Source organism: Promicromonospora sp. NPDC060271, from assembly GCF_042726755.1.
GTDB lineage: Bacteria > Actinomycetota > Actinomycetes > Actinomycetales > Cellulomonadaceae > Promicromonospora.
Genome location: NZ_JBHXBG010000057.1, coordinates 1 through 17,298 on the forward strand (window position 1 = coordinate 1; position 17,298 = coordinate 17,298).

The following is a 17,298-nucleotide window of genomic DNA, read 5'->3' on the forward strand; positions in this document are numbered from 1 at the left end:
GGGCCCATGCCCGCACCGGGTGAAAGTTCTCATCCCCCTCTCACGAAGTTCTCATCAGGGCCTGGAAGGGTGATGCCCCAGACCGACGGAAGGAACGGACCGTATGTCCAAGCTCTCCAACATGATCGGCCTCGCCAAGAAGGTGCTCGACTCCCAGACCGGGCAGCAGCAACAGGGGGCACCGCAGGGCGGTTCGACGGGTCAGAAGTCCTGGCGGTCCACGCTCGAGGACGTCGTCGGAGCGGTGAACGGGCGGTCCCAGTCCGCGGGAGCGCCGGGCCAGGCGCCCGCCCCGCAGGCGCGGCCTGTCCCGCAGGGCCGGCCGGGCACGCAGGCGTCCACCGACGCCGACCGCCAGGCCATCGCCCGCTACGACTACCTGATGCGCACCGCCGAACCGCATCAGATCGAGCAGATCCATGCCGAGTCGTTCGCCCGGCTCACGCCGGCGCAGCGTGAGGCGGTGCTGCACCGGATGCAGTCCGACCTGCCGCCGCACGAGCAGCCCCGCTCGGCCGGTGTCGCCGACCTGTCCCGGGCAGCGGCCCGGTCGGAGGCGCGCCAGCCGGGATCCATGCGGTCGACGCTGGCCAAGGTCGGCACGGGCGCGGCCGTCGCGGGAGTCGCCGTCGGCGCCGTCGGCATCCTCGGCGCGGTCGCGGCCGGCGCGGCGGTGAGCAGTGTTGCGGGCCCGCTCCTCGAGAACGCGGCGAACCTCGGAGTCGACTTCGACGCGCTCGCGGCGGGCATCGACGTGGAGGGGCTCACGTCGTCGGTCGGTGACCTCGGCGCCGGCGCCCTCGACGAGGCCGCGGCGGGTGTCGGCGAGCTCGGCGGCGGGGTCGTCGGCGAGGCGGCGGCTGGTGTCGAGGGCTTGGCCGGCACGGCGGACGGCGCCCTCTCCGGGCTCGGGGACCATGTCTCCGGGGCGGGCCAGCAGCTCTCGGACCTGGCCAGGGACTTCGACCCGCGCAACTTCTTCTGACCGGTCCTGCCTGACGCGGACCGACGTGTGACGCACGCCCTCGTGCCCGGTGCGGGACTCCCGCAGCCCTGGCACGAGGGCGTCGACGTCGGACGGGGCGCGCAGCCCGCGTCAGGGCCTGCGCGGGGTACGGGCGACCGCGAGCGCCACGGCCTCGTCGAGCCGCGTGGCGAATGCCCGGACGGCGTCGACCTGCCCGGGGTCGACGTCGAACGTCGAGCTCCTGCGGGTGGTCCTGACGACCACCTTCGTCGAGCGTCTGCGCTCCTCGATCTCGATCCGCGGGCGGTCCATGGCGAGGTGGTCCCGGTGCGTGTCGGTGAACCCGAAGATCTCGAGGACGTGCCCGTCGTTGCACAGCAGGGTCGTGCCGTCGGCCCAGACCTCGTCGTACGTCGCCATGGCGCGAGTCTAGGGGGCGTGCCGCGCCGAGCGAAGGGCCTCGACCGCCTCTGCGCGAGCGCGCATCACGAGGCGTCCAGGTCGCGACGGCGGAGCCCGAGGAGCCCGGCGCCGGCCAGCCCCGCGACGAGCACGACCAGCACGGTCAGGGCGGCCGCGAGGCCGACGCCGGTGGTCAGCGGCACCGCCGTCGCGGCGAAGGGTGAGATGCGCTGCAGCACGGCGGCGTCCGCCACCTGGAACTCGCCGAGGAAGTCGAGGGCGACCGTCAGGCCGAGGACCGTCCACGTGACCGGAGCCGCCAGGCGCGGGGCCCAGCCCGTCAGCATCACCGCGAGACCGGCGAACGCCAGGCACGCGGGCAGGTAGGCCATGGTGGCCCCGAGCACGTCCAGGGGTGTGCCGTAGCCCAGGCCGGCCCCCAGCCCGAGGCCGAACAGGACGACCGTGGTACCGAGCGCCGTCAGCAAGAGGTGGCTCGCGGCCCAGCGGAGGCGGTCGACGGGTCCGCTCAGCAGCAGGTCGGCGAGCCCGCCTGTCTCCTGGGTGCGCACCTGCAGCGCGGAGACGACGGCGGACGCCGCCACCACCTGCGCCAGCACGTACAGCACGAGCCGGAAGAACGCGTCCGCGACGTCGCCGTCGCCCGTCGTCGCCATGAGGTCCTGGTAGGCGGGCGTGTCGAGCAGGCCACCGATGGAGCGCATGGCGGCGCCGAGCGCGGCCCCGAGCAGCGTGAACCCCGCCGCCCAGCCGAACAGGGCCCCGCGGTGGATGCGCCAGGCCAGCGCGAGCGGACCGCGCAGCCCGGGTCCGGCGACCGCCGGACCCGGCCGGGCCGGCACCAGGCCCGCGCCGAGGTCGCGCCGCGCGGAGAGCGCGAACGCGGACCAGGTCAGGAGCGCCGCGAGTCCGGCGAAGAGCGCGAACACCCACCACTGCTCGCCGGCGAACGACCGCACGTGCCGGGCCCAGCCGAACGGCGACCACCACACGAGCCCGGAACCGGTCAGGTCGCCCGCGCCGGCGACGGCGAGCAGCCCGCCGAGCGCGACGAGCGCGATCGTCCGCGCGCCGCCGGCCCCCTCGGTCACCTGGGCGGCGACCGCGCCGATGCCGGCGAACACGATGCCGCCCGCCCCGAGCGCCAGCCCGAGAGCCACGGAACCGCCGAGCGGCAGCCCCGTGGCCAGCAGGCTGAGCGCCACCAGCACGGCCACCGCGAGGTCGGCGACGCACACCACGGCGAGCGCCGCGGCGAGCGCGGCCTGCCGGCCCACGACCCCCGAGCCGAGCAGCTCCCGGCGTCCGGCCGCCTCGTCCGCCCGGGTGTGCCGGATGACCAGCAGCAGGCTCGCCAGGCCGGTGAACAGCACGCCGCTCGTGACGAACCCCTGGGCGGCGAGCGCGCCGGGGGTCGGCGCGAAGACCGGACCGCGCAGGGCGAGCAGCGCCGGGTTGGCCGCCACCTCGTCGATCAGGGCGGCGCGTTCGGCCTGCGTCGGGTAGGCGGTGATCCCGCCGGACGCCAGCCCGAGGGCGAGCAGGGCCATGAGCACCAGCCAGATCGCCAGGACGAGCCGGTCGCGGCGCACGATCAGCCGGGTGAGCTCCCCGATCCCGGTCAGCGGGCCGACGGCGGTCACAGCGCCGCTCCGGCCGGTGCCTGGCGGTAGTGCGCGAGGAAGAGCTCTTCCAGCGACGGCGGTCTGCTGGTGAGCGCGCGCACGCCGGACTCGGTGAGCGCGCGCAGCAGGATGTCCAGGTGCTCGGTGTCGACCCGGCAGGTGATGTTCGGCCCGTCCACCTCCAGGTCGTGGACACCGGGCAGCGTGGCGAGCCCGGGCGCGGGGGCCGCCAGCTCGGCGGTCACGACGGTGCGCCGAGCGGCGCGCAGCTCCGTCAGCGGCGCGGACTCGACGGTCCGGCCCGCGCGGACGATGCTGACCCGGTCGCACAGGGCCTCCACCTCGGACAGGATGTGGCTCGACAGGAGGACCGTGCGCCCGTTGTCGTGCTCGCGGGCGATCTCGGCCGCGAACGTGGCCTCCATCAGCGGGTCCAGGCCGGAGGTGGGCTCGTCGAGGATGAGCAGGTCGACGTTCGACGCCAGGGCGGCGACGAGCGCCACCTTCTGCCGGTTGCCCTTGGAGTAGGTGCGGCTGCGCTTGCTCGGGTCCAGCTCGAAGCGTTCGATCAGCTCGTCGCGGCGGGCGGCATCCTGCCCGCCGCGGGTGCGGCCGAGCAGGTCGATCACCTCGCCGCCGGTCAGGTTGGGCCACAGGGTGACGTCGCCGGGCACGTAGGCCAGCCGGCGGTGCAGCTCGGTGGCGTCGGCCCACGGGTCGCGGCCGAAGAGCCGGACCTTGCCCGACGTCGCCCGGAGCAGGCCGAGCAGCACCCGGATGGCGGTGGTCTTGCCCGCGCCGTTCGGCCCGAGGAAGCCGTGCACCTCGCCCTGGTCGACGCGAAGGTCCAGGCCGTCCAGCGCTCTGGTCGAGCCGAAGGTCTTGACCAGCCCTTCGACCTCGACGACGGGACTGCCCGTGGTTGCGGTCATCGTTCTTCTTCCTTCTCGTAGTTGTCCAGGGCCTGCCGGATCTGGTCGGTGAGACCGTCCGGGAGGAGGTCGGGGGAGACGATGTCGAGCGTCGCGCGGCCGAGCCGAGGGCCGGCGTCGGTGATGGTGTCGACCTCCAGCAGCCGGGTCATGTGCTGGTGCAGCACGAGCCCACCCAGCCGCATGCTGGTGTAGACGATGGCGCGGGTCCGGGCGTCGGCCAGCCCGGGGCGGTCGGCGAAGTAGCGCTCGGTCAGGTTCACCATCTCGTCGAAGACGGTCGCGGCGGCGGGCGTGCCGTCGACGAGCGCGCGGGCGAGGTAGTCGAGGACGGGCTGCGACGAGGCGTAGACCGTCGAAAGGAACGAGGAGTCGCCGATCTCGCCGCGGTCGAACGCGGCCTCGGTGGTCCCGCGGTAGTACGCCAGCACGTGGTCGTCGCAGGCGGCCCGGAGCCCCTCCTTCGTCCCGAAGTGGTGCTGGACCAGCGCCGGCGAGACGCCCGCACGCTTGGCGATGCCGCGGATGGTCGCGCCGGCGATGCCCTGTGCGCCGAACTCGGCGAGGGCGGCGTCGCGGATGCGGGCGCGGGCGGTGAGGTCATCGGAATGGGGCACGCCGCCAGCCTATACACATGTACAGCATGCTGTACAGCCGTACAGCATCGAAGGGATCTGCCCAACGGGCACACCTTCGCTCCTTCAGGGAGGTGGAGTCCTGATCTCTGGCGTGTAGCGTTGGACATCTGATGAATTCGGTCAGCGGGTGCCCGTATTCGGCCTGTCACGGTCGCAGACTGCTGATCTTTGTCCGATAGAACCGACCATTACCCGATCAGAGAGAGGGCCCACATGCCCGGTCCGCTGCCCCCGATCGACCCTGCCGCACTGCCGGCTCCGGTCGACGTGTCCGACAACTCCGGCGCCCTCGCGGAGGTGCGCGCGGTCATCGACGCCGGCCCCTACCGTGACGACTGGGACTCCTTGCGCGCCTACACCCCGCCGGAGTGGTACCAGGACGCCAAGTTCGGCATCTTCATCCACTGGGGCGTCTACTCGGTGCCCGCCTTCCGCAGCGAGTGGTACTCGCGGGCGATGTACCTGGAGGGCGCGCCGGAGTACGAGCACCACGTCGCGACGTACGGGCCGCACCGCGACTTCGGCTACAAGGACTTCATCCCGTCCTTCACCATGGACCGCTTCGACCCGGACGAGTGGGCGAGGCTGTTCCGGCAGGCGGGCGCCCAGTTCGTGGTCCCGGTCGCCGAGCACCACGACGGCTTCGCCATGTACGACACGGGCCGCTCCCGCTGGAGCGCCGCCCGCATGGGCCCCGAGCGCGACGTGTTCGGGGAGCTCTCCGAGGCGACGGACCGCGCCTGGATGGTGCGCGGGGCGTCGTCGCACCGTGCGGAGCACTGGTGGTTCATGAACGGCGGGGCGAAGTTCGACTCGGACGTACTCGTCCCCGAGTTCCAGGACTTCTACGGCCCCGCGCAGCGCGAGGAGACCGCGCCCAGCGAGCGGTTCATGGAGGACTGGCTGCTGCGGACGGTGGAGATCATCGACCGCTACCGCCCGCAGGTGCTGTGGTTCGACTGGTGGATCGAGCACCCGGCCTTCAAGCCGTACCTCGCGCAGCTCGGCGCCTACTACTACAACCGCGCGGCGCAGTGGGGCCGCGAGGTGGTCATCAACTACAAGTGGGACGCCTTCGCCGAGGGAAGCGCCGTCTACGACATCGAGCGCGGCACGATGGGCGACATCCGGCCGTCGGTCTGGCAGAACGACACCTCGGTCTCGAAGTCGGCGTGGTCGTGGGTGGAGGGCCACGAGCACAAGTCCGCGGACGACCTGATCGCCGAGCTCGCCGACACCGTCTCGAAGAACGGCGTGCTCCTGCTCAACGTCGGCCCCAAGCCGGACGGGACCATCCCGGACGAGGAGCAGGAGCTGCTGCGCTCGATCGGTGCCTGGCTGGCCCGCAACGGCGAGGCGATCTACGGCACCCGGCCCTGGGTGGTCGCAGCGGAGGGGCCGACCGAGGTCGCCGTCGGCTCGTTCGTCGACGGCAAGGCGGCCGAGTTCACCGGGGCCGACTTCCGGTTCACCGCACGGAAGCACGTGACCGGTGACTACGTCTACGCGATCCCGCTGGCCGAGCCCGCGGACGGCGTGCTGCGGATCCGCGCGTTCGGCAAGGGCGCCGGGCTACTCACCCGCCCGATCAAGGAGGTGAAGGTGCTCGGCGAGTCCGGCCCCGTCGACTGGGAGCAGACCGCCGGAGAGCTGATCGTGCGCACGACCGGGCCGGCCGTGGTGAAGCTGTTCCTCGAAGCCGACCAGGTCCAGCCGCGCCACGACTTCCTGCACTAGGCACGACGGCGGGCGCACGGAGGGCGACCCGGGACCAGGATCACATCCCGGGTCGCCGCCGGTATGTCGGATCGGTGCTGTTCTGGGAGACCCGTGGACGCTAGGCTGCGTTCGACACTTTTCCAGGCCACGGCGTCGTCCCGAGCTGCCGGAACCTGACCGACCGTGAGACGGAGGGCGACCAGATGCCCGCACGCGACGACCGCACCAGGGGTGCGCGTGCGTTGCGTGGTGGCCTGGCGGCGTCGTCGGCGACGTTCGTCGCCCTGATGTCGCACCTGGCCGGCGGCGGGGAGCTGCCCGGCCTGCTGGGCATCGTCGTCCCGCTGGTGCTGTCGCTGCCGGTCTGCATGGCCTGGTCGGGGCGCCTGTCGCTGGCCGGGCTGTCGGCCTCGGTCGTCGCGAGCCAGCTCTTCTTCCACGTGCTGTTCACGCTGGGCACCCCGGCCGCCGCTCGGCCGGTGTCCGCGGGGGCGGGCGCGCATGCCGGGCACGAGGGCATGACGATGCCGGCCCCGGCCGCCGGGCCGGCGGTCGAGATGGCGCACGCCGACCTCACGATGTGGCTGTCGCACGGCCTCGCCGCCGTCGTCACGATCGCGGTCCTGTACCGCGGTGAGCTGCTGCTCCTGCGCCTGCGCGAGCTCGCCGTCCGGGCGGCCGCCTGGCTGCTTGGCGGGCTCGCGGTCGTCGACCGCGCCGGCTCGTTCGTGCTCCCGGCGCTGCCCGGCGTGGTCGCCGCGGCCTTCCGGTCGCCGCACCCGAGCCCTCAGCTGACCCCTCTGCTCCGCAGGGGACCTCCCGCACCGCACGCGGTCTGAGCTCCGCATACGGGCGCACCGGGTGCCCGTGTGCTGTTCCGTGCTCGCCTCGGGCTCACGCGCTGTGCGCGCCCGAGCGGCGAGCGGGGACTGCTGTCCCTGTGCGTGCTGACGTCGCCGTGCGACGTCGGAGGAGAGGTTTCCCATGCCCCGATCCCGTCCCCTCGTGGCCGGGCTCGCGGTGGCGGTCGTCGCGCTGTTCGCGACGGCGGTCCCCGCGTCCGCCCACGACAAGCTGATCTCCAGCGACCCCGCGTCCGGCCAGAGGCTGGCCGAGGCGCCGGCGGAGGTGTCCCTGACCTTCTCCGCCGACGTCCTGGAGATGGGCGCCGCCGTCGTCGTCTCCGACGCCGCCGGCACCGAGTGGGTGTCCGCCGCCCCGGCGGTCGACGGCCCCGTCGTGACGGCGGTGCTCGACGCGGGTATGCCCGACGCCGGGTACGAGATCCGCTGGCGGGTCGTGTCGTCCGACGGGCACCCGATCTCGGGGGTCGTCCCGTTCACCGTCGGTGACGGGGAGCCGTTGGCCGACGGGGCGGGCGGCGTCGAACCTGGCGCCGCTCCGTCCGGCGCCGGCGAGACCGGTGGGGCGAGCGTGCCGGGGACCGACGCACGGAGCAGTACGCAGACTCAGATCGCACAGGAGGACGAGGGGCCCTGGCGGGTCGTCCTCGTCGGCGCGGGCGGGGCCGCCGTCGCGGTGGCCCTGCTCGTACTTGTCCAGTTCCTGCGCCGCCGCAGCCATGCGGGCGGCACCGAGGAGGCCGGCGCCGAGCCGGGCTCCTCGGAAACGGTGTGATGAGAGGTATTCCTGTGCTGAACCTGCTGACCCTTCGTCAGAGCAAGACCAAGAGCAAGACCCGGAGCAAGGCCGGCCTCCGGTCGGGCGTCGCCGTCGCGGCGGTCGCCCTGGCCCTCGCGGGCTGCGGCACCACCGCCGGCGCGTCGCCCGACGCCGCCGACGGCGCGGCACCCGCCGGGCAGAACGTGACCCTCTCGGACGGCTGGGTGAAGGCCGCCGACTCGGGGATGTCCGCCGCGTTCGGCGAGCTGACCAACGCGGGGCCCGACGACGTCACGGTGGTCTCCGCGACCACCGAGGCGTCCTCGACGCTCGAGCTGCACGAGACCGTGGAGAACGAGTCCGGGGAGATGATCATGCGGGAGATCGAGGGCGGGTTCGTCATCCCCGCCGGCGACACCCTGACCCTGGCGCCCGGCGGTAGCCACATCATGCTGATGGACCTCACCGACCCGCTGGAGGCGGGCGAGGAGGCCACGTTCACCCTCACGTTCGCGGACGACTCGACCTACGAGTTCACCGCGCCCGTGAAGGACTACTCGGGGGCGAACGAGAACTACGTGGGCGGCGACGCCGAGATGGACATGGGCGCCGACAGCATGGGCGCGGAGGGCTGATGACCGGGCCCGGTAAGAGCGTGAGCTCCGGCCGGGCCGGGTCGACCCGGCGGCAGTTCCTCCTCGGAGGAGCTGTCGCCGGCGTCGGCGCGGCCGCCGCCATCGGCGCTGACCTCGCCGTGAGCGCCACTTCCGACGGTCCCGCCGCCGAACCGGCGGCGCTGAACGGCGAGCAGACCGTGCGGTTCTACGGCACCCACCAGGCGGGGATCGACACCGCCGCCCAGGCCCATGGGCTGTTCGTCGCGCTCGACCTGCACGGCGGCACCACCCGCGAGGACCTGGTGCGGATGATGCGCATCCTCACCGACGACGCCGCCCGCCTGACGCAGGGGAGCCCCGCGCTGGCGGACTCCGAGCCCGAGCTGGCGACGGTCCCGGCGCGGCTCACGGTCACGTTCGGGTTCGGTCCGCGGTTCGTCGCCCGGGCCCGCGGTGAGGCGCCGGGCTGGCTGAAGGCGCTGCCCGCGCTCACGGTCGACCGGCTGCTGCCCGAGTTCAGCGACGGTGACCTCCTGCTCCAGATCGCCGCGGACGACCCGCTCGCCGTCGCGCACACCGCCCGCATGCTGCTCAAGGACGCCCGGAGCTTTGCCTCGGTGCGCTGGAGTCAGCAGGGGTTCCGGCGCGCGCACGGCAGCGTCCGGCCGGGCACGACCATGCGCAACCTCTTCGGCCAGGTCGACGGCACGTCCAACCCGGAGCCCGGCACCGCGGACTTCGACCAGGTCGTGTGGAACCGCGACGGGTGGCTGGCCGGCGGGACGAGCGCCGTCGTGCGCCGCATCGGCATGGACCTGGACAAGTGGGACCGGCTCGACCGCGGCGGACGCGAGCAGTCGGTGGGCCGCTACCTGTCCAACGGCGCGCCGCTGACCGGCACCGACGAGTTCGACGAGCCCGACTTCGAGGCGACAACGCCCATCGGGTTCCCGGTGATCCCGGAGTTCTCCCACGTGCGGCGCGCGCGCAGCGAGAACTCCGCCGAGCGGATCTTCCGGCGTGCCTACAACTACGACGACCGGCCCATCGGGGAGGCGGTCTCCCTGTCGGGACTGATCTTCGTCTCGTTCCAGGCCGACGTCGACCGGCAGTTCGTCCCGATCCAGCGACGCCTGGACCAGCTCGACCTGCTCAACGAATGGACAGTGCCGATCGGCTCGGCCGTCTTCGCCATCCCGCCGGGGTGCGCCGAGGGCGGCTTCGTCGGTGAAACCCTTCTCACCTGAAAGCAGGCTCCTCAATGACCGAGACGCTTGTCGGCCGCCCCTGGTTCGGCCCGCTCCTGCGCCGACTGCACTTCTACGCCGGCCTCCTGGTCGGCCCGTTCATCCTGGTCGCCGCGACCAGCGGCGCCCTGTACGCGCTGACCCCCGCGCTGGAGCAGGTGGTCTACGACCACGAGCTGCACGCCCCGGTCACCGGAGCGCCGCTGCCCCTCGGCGAACAGATAGCGGCCGCCCAGGACCACGTCGGCGCGGACGCGGTGCTCGCAGCGGTACGTCCGGCGCCCGAGCCGGGCGACACCACGCGGGTCATGTTCGGCCAGGACGGGCTGGGGCCCAGCGAGTCCCGCGCGATCTTCGTCGACCCCGGTACCGGTGAGGTCCGGGGCGACCTGGTCGCCTACGGGTCGAGCGGTTCGCTGCCGATGCGGGCCTGGGTCTCGAACCTGCACCGCAGCCTGCACCTCGGCGACCCCGGGCGGCTGTACAGCGAGCTCGCGGCCTCCTGGCTCGGGATCGTCGCCACCGCGGGGCTCGTGCTGTGGATCCTCCGGCTGCGCGCCGGTCGCCGCGCCGCGCGTCGTGCCGCCGCCGCAGTCTCCGGAGTCGCAATCTCCGCCGTCGAACCGCCGAAGCGACGGCGCACCGGTTACCGGCGCGTGCTGTCCTGGCACACCACCATCGGCGCCGTCGTCGTGCTCGTCGCGCTGTTCCTGTCCGTCACCGGGATCACCTGGTCCCAGTACGGCGGAGCCAACGTGGGGGAGCTGCGCACCAGCCTCGGCTGGCTCACCCCGTCGGTGAACACCGCCCTGTCGGACGACGCGCCGGCCGCCGACGACGAGCACGCCGGGCACGGAGGCGCGACCGGCGAGCACACGGGTGTCGCGAACCCCGCGACCTTCGACGCGGTGCTCGCCATCGCGCAGCGCGTCAACGTCGACACGGGCGAGGTGGAGATCAAGCCGCCCGCCGAGCCCGGCACCGCGTGGGTGGTGCAGGAGAACAAGAGCAGCGTGCCGACCGCCGGCGACTCCGTCGCGATCGACGGGAGCACCCTGCAGGTGGTCGACCAGGCGGACTTCGCGGACTTCCCGCTGGCGGCCAAGCTCACGACCTGGGGCATCGACCTGCACATGGGTCTACTGTTCGGCCTGGCCAACCAGCTCGTGCTCTTTGTGCTCGCGCTGGGCATCGGCTCGATGGTGGTGCTCGGGTACCTCATGTGGTGGAAGCGGCGGCCGACCCGCGAGCCGCGCGGGCTCGTAGGCCCGCCTCCGGTCCGTGGCGCGCTGCGCGGTGCGCCGTGGTGGGGGCTGGCGGCCGTGGTCGTGTGCGCCGTCGCGGTCGGCTGGTTCCTCCCGCTCGTCGGGTACACGCTCGCGGCCTTCGTGGTCGTGGACGTCCTGATCGGGGTGGTCCGGGCCCGCCAGCTGACGTGAGCGTGCCGTCTCGGAGGTCTCGGAGGTCACGGTGTGGTGGTTCGGTAGGTGCCGGCAGGGCTGAATTTCGTTCGGCTGGACACCAAATATGCGGGCTGTGCTGAACAATTCGGCTGGGCCAAACTGAGTCGGGCTGGGCCGAACGAATTTCAGCAGGCCTGGCACCCTCGCCCTGGGCGCACCCTGCTCCGTCGGCCGAGCCTGTCGCGACCCCGTGACCCGGCGGACACGTCCTGACAAGCCCGTCCGACGAAGAGAGGCAGGTTCGACCGGCAGGGCGTCAGCGGCCCAGCACGTACGTCTGGATCGCGATGACCGCGGCGCCCCGGGCCCAGACGTCGAAACCGGAGGCCTGTACCGCGAGCTCCGGCGGCTCGGCGAGCGGGTCCAGGTCGCCCGCCAGTCCGGCGTCGAGCGCCGTCCGCGCCACGACGGCCAGGCGCGCGCCCTCGCCACCGAGCACGACCACCTCGGGCAGCGCGACATTGGTGACGACGGCGACCAGCCGGCCAAGCGCGCGACCGGCGTCGTCCACCACGCGGCGGGCGAGCGCGTCGCCCGACTCGGCGAGGTCGAGGATCTTGTCGTAGGGCACCAGGTCGCCGCGCACGGCGGCGACCTGGCGCTCGATCGAGCCGGTCGTGAGCATCGCGGTGGCGCACCCGCGGTGCCCGAGCGGGCAGGGCGGGCCGAGCGGGTCCAGCGGGTGGTGCCCGAGCAGGCCGAGGCCCGCGTTGGGCCCGTCGAGCAGCCGGTCGTGCGCGACGATGCCGACGCCGACGCCCGCGCCGACGGTGACGAGGGCGAACTGGTCGTGCCCGCGCCCCTCGCCGAACCAGTGCGTCGCCTCGGTCAGCGCCAGGACGTCGTTGGCCGCGACGACCGGGCGGCCGGTCCGCTCCTGCAGGAGCGTGGTCAGCGCGACGTCGGTCCAGCCGAGGAAGGGTGCGCGCTGCACGGTCCCGTCGGGCAGGACGTTTCCGCCGATCGACACTCCGACGGCGGTCACGTCCGGCACCTGGGCGGCCAGGTGGTCCACGAGGGCGGCGACGGCGGCGGCGACGTCGTCCGGGGTGCGGCCGTCGAGCGGCAGGCCGCCGGACGCGACGACGTCGGCCCGCAGCGTGGTGACGACGCCGTGGGCGGTGTCCCCGGTGATCTTCACGCCCACGAAGTGGTGCGCGTCGGGGACGATGTCGAGCGGCTGGGACGGCCGGCCGGGGCGCACGTCGCCGGCGCCGGGCCCGGCCTCGACGAGAAGACCGGCCGCTACCAGCGGCTTCGTCAGGCGCGTCAGGCTGCCCGCGCTGAGGTCCGTGCGGCGCGCGAGCTCGGCCCGGGACAGCGGACCGTGCAGCAGCACCTCGAGCGCGAGGCGGTGGGACTGGCCCGCGAGCGGGACCCAGGGCTGCACCGCGCTGCTCGTCGTCATCGACCCTCCAGTTCTCGACCCTAGAATATCTTTCGCACTGAAACTTATCCCGATCGCCGACGCCCGACCCGAGGATCCACCAGATGTCCGTCTCTCTGCAGACCCAGCACGACGCCGCACCCGACGCCGCACCCGAAGCAGCGCAGTCGTTCGCCCACCTGCGCGCCGGGGGCGTGAGCCTGCTGCTCGACACGTCCGGTGAGCGCCTGCCGCGCGTGCTGCACTGGGGTGCGGACCTCGGCGACGTCGGACCGGCCGAGGTCGCCGAGCTCGTCCTCGCCTCGGTGGTCCCCGTGGTGTCGGGCACCCCCGACGCACCGTACGCGCTCACGCTGCTGCCCGAGCAGTCGGCGGGCTGGCTCGCCACCCCCGGCGTCACCGGCTCCCGGGACGGCGCCGCGTGGTCGACGGCGTTCCGCGTCACCGGCACGACGCTCGCCGGCCCGCTGACGCGCGACGACGGGACCCCCGTCGCCCACCGCCTCGTCGTGACGGCCGCCGACCCCGACGCCGGCCTCCTGCTGACCCTCGTCGTCGAGCAGTACCCGTCCGGGCTCGTGCGCACCCGCACCACCCTGACCAACGCGGCCGACGACGTCTTCACCGTGGCCGGCCTCGACACCGCGCTGCCCGTACCCGCCGAGGCGAACGAGATCCTCGACTGGACCGGCCGCCACCTGCGCGAACGCTCCGCCCAGCGGCACGCCTTCACCGCGGGCACCCACCTGCGCGAGACGCGTCGCGCCCGCACCCACGACGGCACCCTGCTGCTCACCGCGGGCCGGTCCGGCTTCGGGCACGGCAGCGGCGAGGTCTGGGGCGTCCACGTCGGCTGGTCCGGCAACACCCGCACCTATGCCGAGCAGGAGATGCCCAGCGGCGCCCGCGTGCTGGGCGGCGGCGAGCTGCTCCTGTCGGGCGAGGTGCGGCTGAACGCCGGCGAGTCGTACACCTCACCCTGGCTGTACGCGTCCTACGGCGACGGGCTCGACGAGCTCTCCCACCGCTTCCACGCCTACCTGCGCTCCCGGCCGCAGCACCCCACCAGCCCCCGCAAGACCCTGATCAATGTCTGGGAGGCCGTCTACTTCGACCACGACCTGCCCCGGCTGACGGCGCTCGCGGACGCCGCGGCCGCCGTCGGGATCGAGCGCTACGTGCTCGACGACGGGTGGTTCAAGGGCCGGCGCGACGACACGGCTGGTCTCGGCGACTGGTACGTCGACGAGGACGTCTGGCCGGGCGGCCTGCACCCGCTGGCCGACCACGTCACCGGGCTCGGCATGGAGTTCGGGCTGTGGTTCGAGCCGGAGATGGTCAACCCGGACTCCGACCTCGCGCGGGAGCACCCCGAGTGGATCTTGCGGACCGGCCGGCGTCTGCCGCCGTCGGCCCGCAACCAGCAGGTGCTGGACCTCGCGAACCGGGGCGCCTGGGACCACGTGTTCGGGCGCATGGACGCGATCCTCACCGAGTACCCGATCACGTTCGTCAAGTGGGACCACAACCGCGACCTCATCGAGGCGGGGCACCAGGCGACCGGCCGGCCGGGCGTGCACGGCCAGACGCTCGCCGCCTACCAGCTCATCGACGCCCTGCGGGCCGCGCACCCGGACGTGGAGTTCGAGAGCTGCTCGGGCGGCGGTGGGCGCACCGACCTGGGCATCCTCGAGCGCACCGACCGGATCTGGGCCTCCGACTGCATCGACGCCCTGGAGCGGCAGGTCATCGAGGCGGGCACTGGCATGATCGTCCCGCCCGAGATGATGGGCTCCCACATCGGCTCGACGCACGCCCACACCACTGGCCGTACCCATGAGCTGAGCTTCCGCGGCGCGACGGCGTTCTTCGGCCACCTGGGCGTCGAGTGGGACCTGACGCGCGCCTCCGACGACGACCTGGCCGGCCTCGCCGCCTGGGTCAGCGCCTACCGCGAGCACCGCGGGCTGCTGCACACGGGCAAGGTGGTGCGCGCCGACCATCCCGACCCCGCGCTGCGTGTGCACGGCGTGGTCGCCGACGACCGGTCCGCCGGGATCTTCGCGGTGGTGCAGCTCACGACCGGCGTCTTCGCGCCGCCCGGGCGGGTGCGCCTGCCGGGCCTCGACCCGGCACGCATCTACGAGGTGCGGCCGCTCACCCCCGGGGACGACATCTCGCCCTGGGCGGGCACCTGGGCGCCCGCCTGGTGGAAGGACGGCGCGCGCCTGTCCGGCCGCACCCTCGGCGTGGTCGGCCTGCAGGTGCCCAACCAGTTCCCGGAGCGGTCGGTGCTGCTCGACGTCCGGGTCGTGACCGAGGCCTGACGGGACGGGTCAGAACGGTACGCCGCAGCGCAGCACGACGTTCGCGTACGGTGTCGCCTCGCCGGTCCGGACGACGAGGCGCGCCTGCGGCAGCAGCGCCTTGAGGTCGTCGTGCGGCAGGAGGTCGGGGGCGAGGCCACGCTCGCGCAGCCAGGTCTCGACGTCGGTCCCGCCGCTCTCCGCGGCGGCGACGGAACCCTCGACGGCGATCTCGGCGAGCAGCGCGTCGAGCACCTGGGTGAAGCGTGGCACGCCGTGCACGAGGGTCAGGTCGACCACGTCCGCCTCGCGGGGCAGGGGGAGGCCGTAGTCGGCCACGACCACCAGGTGCCCGTGCCCGAGCCGGGCCAGCCCCGCGGCCAGGGCCGGGTTGAGGATGCCGTGCCGGCGGGTCATCGCACCTCCGGCAGCGCGTCGGTCGAGGAAGGGTAGGAGGACTGCGCCCCGATGCCCGTGACGGCGTACGCGCCGACGCGGGCGGCGAGGCGGGCGGCGTCGAGCAGCTCGTCCCCGGCGGCGAGCCGGGCGGCCAGGGCGCCGACGAAGGCGTCGCCGGCGCCGGTCGTGTCGACGGCGCCGACCTTCGGGGCGGGCACCGCGGCGACCTCCCCGTCGCCGGAGCGGGTCGCGACGACGGCTCCCGCGCTGCCGAGCGTGATGACGACGGACGCCACCCCCGCCTCGGTCAGCGCGCGCGCTGCCGCCGCATGGTCGTCGTCGGGCACGTCCGGGTCGCCGACCAAGGACAGCGCGAGCCGGGCCTCGTGCTCGTTGACCACCAGCGGGTCGGCGCGCCGGATCACGTCAGCGGAGAGCTCGATCACGGGCGCGAGGTTGAGCACCACGCGGCCGCGTGCGAGGCGCACGGCCGTCTCCGTGGCCGCGCGGGGGATCTCGCCCTGCAGCACCACCACGTCCGCCCCGGCAACGGTCGCCGCGTGCGCCGACACCGTGCCGGTGTCGACGGCGGCGTTGGCCCCCGGGACGACGACTATCGAGTTCTCGCCGTCGGCGGACACGGTGACGAGTGCGATACCGGTGGGGCCGGGCACCGTGGCGAGCGCCGCGAGGTCGACGCCAGCGGCCCGCAGGCCGGCCGTCGCCGGGCCGGCGAACGAGTCGTCGCCGACGGCCCCGACGAACGCGACCTCGGCCCCGAGCCGGGCGGCGGCGACCGCCTGGTTCGCGCCCTTGCCGCCGGCGAGGACGGACATCGACCGCCCGAGGACGGTCTCCCCGGGGGCGGGGTGGACCGCCACCCGGGTGAGCAGGTCGGCGTTCACGGAGCCGACGACGACGACCCGGCTCACTGGAGGAAGTCCGTCACGTTGTCCTCGGTGACGGTCTGGACGGGCACCGGGGTGTCCTTGGCGACCTGCTCGCCGTCGAGCACCTGCTTCATGAGCTGGACGGCCTGCTTGCCGAGCTCCGCCGGCTGCTGCGCGATCGTCGCGGCGAGCGTGCCCGCCTCGACCGCCGCGAGGCCGTCGTCGGTGCCGTCGAAGCCGACCACGAAGACGTCGCTGCCCGCCCGGTCGCCCAGGGCCTGGATCGCGCCGAGGGCCATCTCGTCGTTCTCGGCGAAGATGCCGACGGCGTCGGGGTTCGACTGCAGCAGGTTGGTCGCGACGTCGAGGCCCTCGGCGCGCTCGAAGTTCGCCGTCTGCGTGGCGACGACCTCGATGTCCGGGTAGGCCGCGATGCCCTCGGTGAAGCCCTGGCCACGGTCGCGGCTGGCGGACGTACCCGCAACTCCCTGCAGGACGATGATCTTGCCCTTCTCGCCGATCGCCGCGGCGAGCGCGTCTGCGGCCTGCTTGCCACCGGCGACGTTGTCGCTGGAGACGAGGGACGTGATGTCGGCGCCGTTGACGGCCCGGTCGACGCCGATGACGGGCAGGTTGTCGGACAGGGCAGGGGCGACGGCCGCGCCGGCGGCGTCGGAGTCGACGGCGTTGATGATGACGCCGGCCGCGCCGCCGGTGACGGCGTTGGCCACCTGGTCGGCCTGGGTGGCGGAGTCGTCCTGCGCGTCGACGACGTCGAGGGTCAGGCCGAGCTCGTCGGCCGCGTCCTGTGCGCCGTCCCGCACGTCGACGAAGAACGGGTTGCTGAGCGTGGACAGCGCGAGGGTGACCTGCTGCTGCCCGGACGCGGCGTTACCGCCGCGGTTGCACGCGGTCAGCGTCGTGGCGAGGGCAAGGCTCGTCACGACGGACGCGACGACCTTCGTGGTGGTCGAGAACTTCAACTTCGGCTCCTTCTTTCGGCGGCCCGTCCTTGGGCCGAGGGTGGTGCACAGTGGTGCGGGTGTTGCGGGTAAGGCAGGA

General features: G+C 73.5%; 16 protein-coding genes. 8 read left to right on the plus strand and 8 right to left on the minus strand.

The window, feature by feature from the left end:
- The first annotated feature begins 103 nt into the window (after window positions 1-103).
- On the plus strand, window positions 104-985 hold the full coding sequence (locus ACFWE2_RS11015) for a cation-transporting ATPase (protein WP_377224265.1): 882 nt from the start codon (window positions 104-106) through the stop codon (window positions 983-985).
- Between the two features lie 111 nt (window positions 986-1,096).
- Here the strand turns inward: ACFWE2_RS11015 and ACFWE2_RS11020 are convergent, their stop codons facing one another.
- From ACFWE2_RS11020 to ACFWE2_RS11035, 4 genes are all read right to left on the minus strand, one after another.
- A complete protein-coding gene (locus ACFWE2_RS11020) occupies window positions 1,097-1,387 on the minus strand; it encodes a hypothetical protein (RefSeq protein WP_377224266.1) in 291 nt (96 codons plus the stop codon).
- Between the two features lie 65 nt (window positions 1,388-1,452).
- Window positions 1,453-3,033 (minus strand): ABC transporter permease, encoded by a 1,581-nt coding sequence (locus ACFWE2_RS11025; RefSeq protein WP_377224267.1) that lies wholly within the window; start codon window positions 3,031-3,033, stop codon window positions 1,453-1,455.
- Window positions 3,030-3,947 (minus strand): ATP-binding cassette domain-containing protein, encoded by a 918-nt coding sequence (locus tag ACFWE2_RS11030; protein ID WP_377224268.1) that lies wholly within the window; start codon window positions 3,945-3,947, stop codon window positions 3,030-3,032. Before ACFWE2_RS11030 ends, ACFWE2_RS11025 begins: the two co-directional genes overlap by 4 nt.
- Window positions 3,944-4,564, minus strand: coding sequence for a TetR/AcrR family transcriptional regulator (locus ACFWE2_RS11035; protein ID WP_377224269.1), 621 nt, complete (start codon window positions 4,562-4,564; stop codon window positions 3,944-3,946). The genes ACFWE2_RS11030 and ACFWE2_RS11035 overlap by 4 nt, the downstream gene beginning before the upstream one ends.
- A 234-nt stretch (window positions 4,565-4,798) precedes the next feature.
- Here ACFWE2_RS11035 and ACFWE2_RS11040 point away from each other — a divergent pair, with 234 nt between their 5' ends.
- The 6 genes from ACFWE2_RS11040 (at window position 4,799) to ACFWE2_RS11065 (ending at window position 11,230) form a co-directional block, all read left to right on the plus strand.
- Entirely contained in the window at window positions 4,799-6,322 is a 1,524-nt protein-coding gene (locus ACFWE2_RS11040; RefSeq protein WP_377224270.1) for an alpha-L-fucosidase, read from the plus strand.
- A gap of 185 nt (window positions 6,323-6,507) precedes the next feature.
- On the plus strand, window positions 6,508-7,143 hold the full coding sequence (locus ACFWE2_RS11045) for a hypothetical protein (protein WP_377224271.1): 636 nt from the start codon (window positions 6,508-6,510) through the stop codon (window positions 7,141-7,143).
- A gap of 145 nt (window positions 7,144-7,288) precedes the next feature.
- Window positions 7,289-7,942 carry a copper resistance protein CopC gene (locus tag ACFWE2_RS11050; protein WP_377224272.1) on the plus strand — a complete coding sequence of 218 codons (654 nt, stop codon included), beginning with the start codon at window positions 7,289-7,291 and terminating at the stop codon, window positions 7,940-7,942.
- On the plus strand, window positions 7,942-8,562 hold the full coding sequence (locus ACFWE2_RS11055; protein ID WP_377224273.1) for a copper chaperone PCu(A)C: 621 nt from the start codon (window positions 7,942-7,944) through the stop codon (window positions 8,560-8,562). The genes ACFWE2_RS11050 and ACFWE2_RS11055 overlap by 1 nt, the downstream gene beginning before the upstream one ends.
- On the plus strand, window positions 8,562-9,791 hold the full coding sequence (locus ACFWE2_RS11060; RefSeq protein ID WP_377224274.1) for a Dyp-type peroxidase: 1,230 nt from the start codon (window positions 8,562-8,564) through the stop codon (window positions 9,789-9,791). The genes ACFWE2_RS11055 and ACFWE2_RS11060 overlap by 1 nt, the downstream gene beginning before the upstream one ends.
- Before the next feature lie 14 nt (window positions 9,792-9,805).
- The gene (locus tag ACFWE2_RS11065; RefSeq protein ID WP_377224275.1) at window positions 9,806-11,230 is read left to right on the plus strand and encodes a PepSY-associated TM helix domain-containing protein; all 1,425 of its coding nucleotides are present in this window, start codon (window positions 9,806-9,808) and stop codon (window positions 11,228-11,230) included.
- Between the two features lie 280 nt (window positions 11,231-11,510).
- Here ACFWE2_RS11065 and ACFWE2_RS11070 read toward each other — a convergent pair whose 3' ends face one another.
- Window positions 11,511-12,662 carry an ROK family protein gene (locus tag ACFWE2_RS11070; RefSeq protein WP_377224276.1) on the minus strand — a complete coding sequence of 384 codons (1,152 nt, stop codon included), beginning with the start codon at window positions 12,660-12,662 and terminating at the stop codon, window positions 11,511-11,513.
- An 83-nt stretch (window positions 12,663-12,745) separates the two neighbouring features.
- Here ACFWE2_RS11070 and ACFWE2_RS11075 point away from each other — a divergent pair, with 83 nt between their 5' ends.
- Complete coding sequence (locus tag ACFWE2_RS11075) at window positions 12,746-14,968, plus strand: alpha-galactosidase (RefSeq protein WP_377224277.1); 2,223 nt, start codon at window positions 12,746-12,748, stop codon at window positions 14,966-14,968.
- A 9-nt stretch (window positions 14,969-14,977) separates the two neighbouring features.
- On the opposite strand, the gene rbsD is transcribed toward ACFWE2_RS11075, so the two are convergent.
- The 3 genes from rbsD to ACFWE2_RS11090 are packed head-to-tail and all read right to left on the minus strand — an operon-like array spanning window position 14,978 to window position 17,219.
- Window positions 14,978-15,364, minus strand: a complete 387-nt coding sequence (gene rbsD / locus ACFWE2_RS11080; protein WP_377224278.1) for a D-ribose pyranase — start codon at window positions 15,362-15,364, stop codon at window positions 14,978-14,980.
- The gene (locus ACFWE2_RS11085) at window positions 15,361-16,278 is read right to left on the minus strand and encodes a ribokinase (RefSeq protein WP_377224279.1); all 918 of its coding nucleotides are present in this window, start codon (window positions 16,276-16,278) and stop codon (window positions 15,361-15,363) included. The genes rbsD and ACFWE2_RS11085 overlap by 4 nt, the downstream gene beginning before the upstream one ends.
- On the minus strand, window positions 16,275-17,219 hold the full coding sequence (locus ACFWE2_RS11090) for a substrate-binding domain-containing protein (RefSeq protein WP_377224280.1): 945 nt from the start codon (window positions 17,217-17,219) through the stop codon (window positions 16,275-16,277). The genes ACFWE2_RS11085 and ACFWE2_RS11090 overlap by 4 nt, the downstream gene beginning before the upstream one ends.
- Window positions 17,220-17,298: the final 79 nt, after the last annotated feature.

Bases quoted from the DNA above. Each gene is read 5' to 3' on its own strand.
- ACFWE2_RS11015 (WP_377224265.1), top strand. From the start codon at position 104: ATGTCCAAGCTCTCCAACATGATCGGCCTCGCCAAGAAGGTGCTCGAC.
- ACFWE2_RS11020 (WP_377224266.1), bottom strand. From the start codon at position 1,387: ATGGCGACGTACGACGAGGTCTGGGCCGACGGCACGACCCTGCTGTGC.
- ACFWE2_RS11030 (WP_377224268.1), bottom strand. From the start codon at position 3,947: ATGACCGCAACCACGGGCAGTCCCGTCGTCGAGGTCGAAGGGCTGGTC.
- ACFWE2_RS11040 (WP_377224270.1), top strand. From the start codon at position 4,799: ATGCCCGGTCCGCTGCCCCCGATCGACCCTGCCGCACTGCCGGCTCCG.
- ACFWE2_RS11045 (WP_377224271.1), top strand. From the start codon at position 6,508: ATGCCCGCACGCGACGACCGCACCAGGGGTGCGCGTGCGTTGCGTGGT.
- ACFWE2_RS11050 (WP_377224272.1), top strand. From the start codon at position 7,289: ATGCCCCGATCCCGTCCCCTCGTGGCCGGGCTCGCGGTGGCGGTCGTC.
- ACFWE2_RS11055 (WP_377224273.1), top strand. From the start codon at position 7,942: ATGAGAGGTATTCCTGTGCTGAACCTGCTGACCCTTCGTCAGAGCAAG.
- ACFWE2_RS11060 (WP_377224274.1), top strand. From the start codon at position 8,562: ATGACCGGGCCCGGTAAGAGCGTGAGCTCCGGCCGGGCCGGGTCGACC.
- ACFWE2_RS11065 (WP_377224275.1), top strand. From the start codon at position 9,806: ATGACCGAGACGCTTGTCGGCCGCCCCTGGTTCGGCCCGCTCCTGCGC.
- ACFWE2_RS11070 (WP_377224276.1), bottom strand. From the start codon at position 12,662: ATGACGACGAGCAGCGCGGTGCAGCCCTGGGTCCCGCTCGCGGGCCAG.
- ACFWE2_RS11075 (WP_377224277.1), top strand. From the start codon at position 12,746: ATGTCCGTCTCTCTGCAGACCCAGCACGACGCCGCACCCGACGCCGCA.
- rbsD (WP_377224278.1), bottom strand. From the start codon at position 15,364: ATGACCCGCCGGCACGGCATCCTCAACCCGGCCCTGGCCGCGGGGCTG.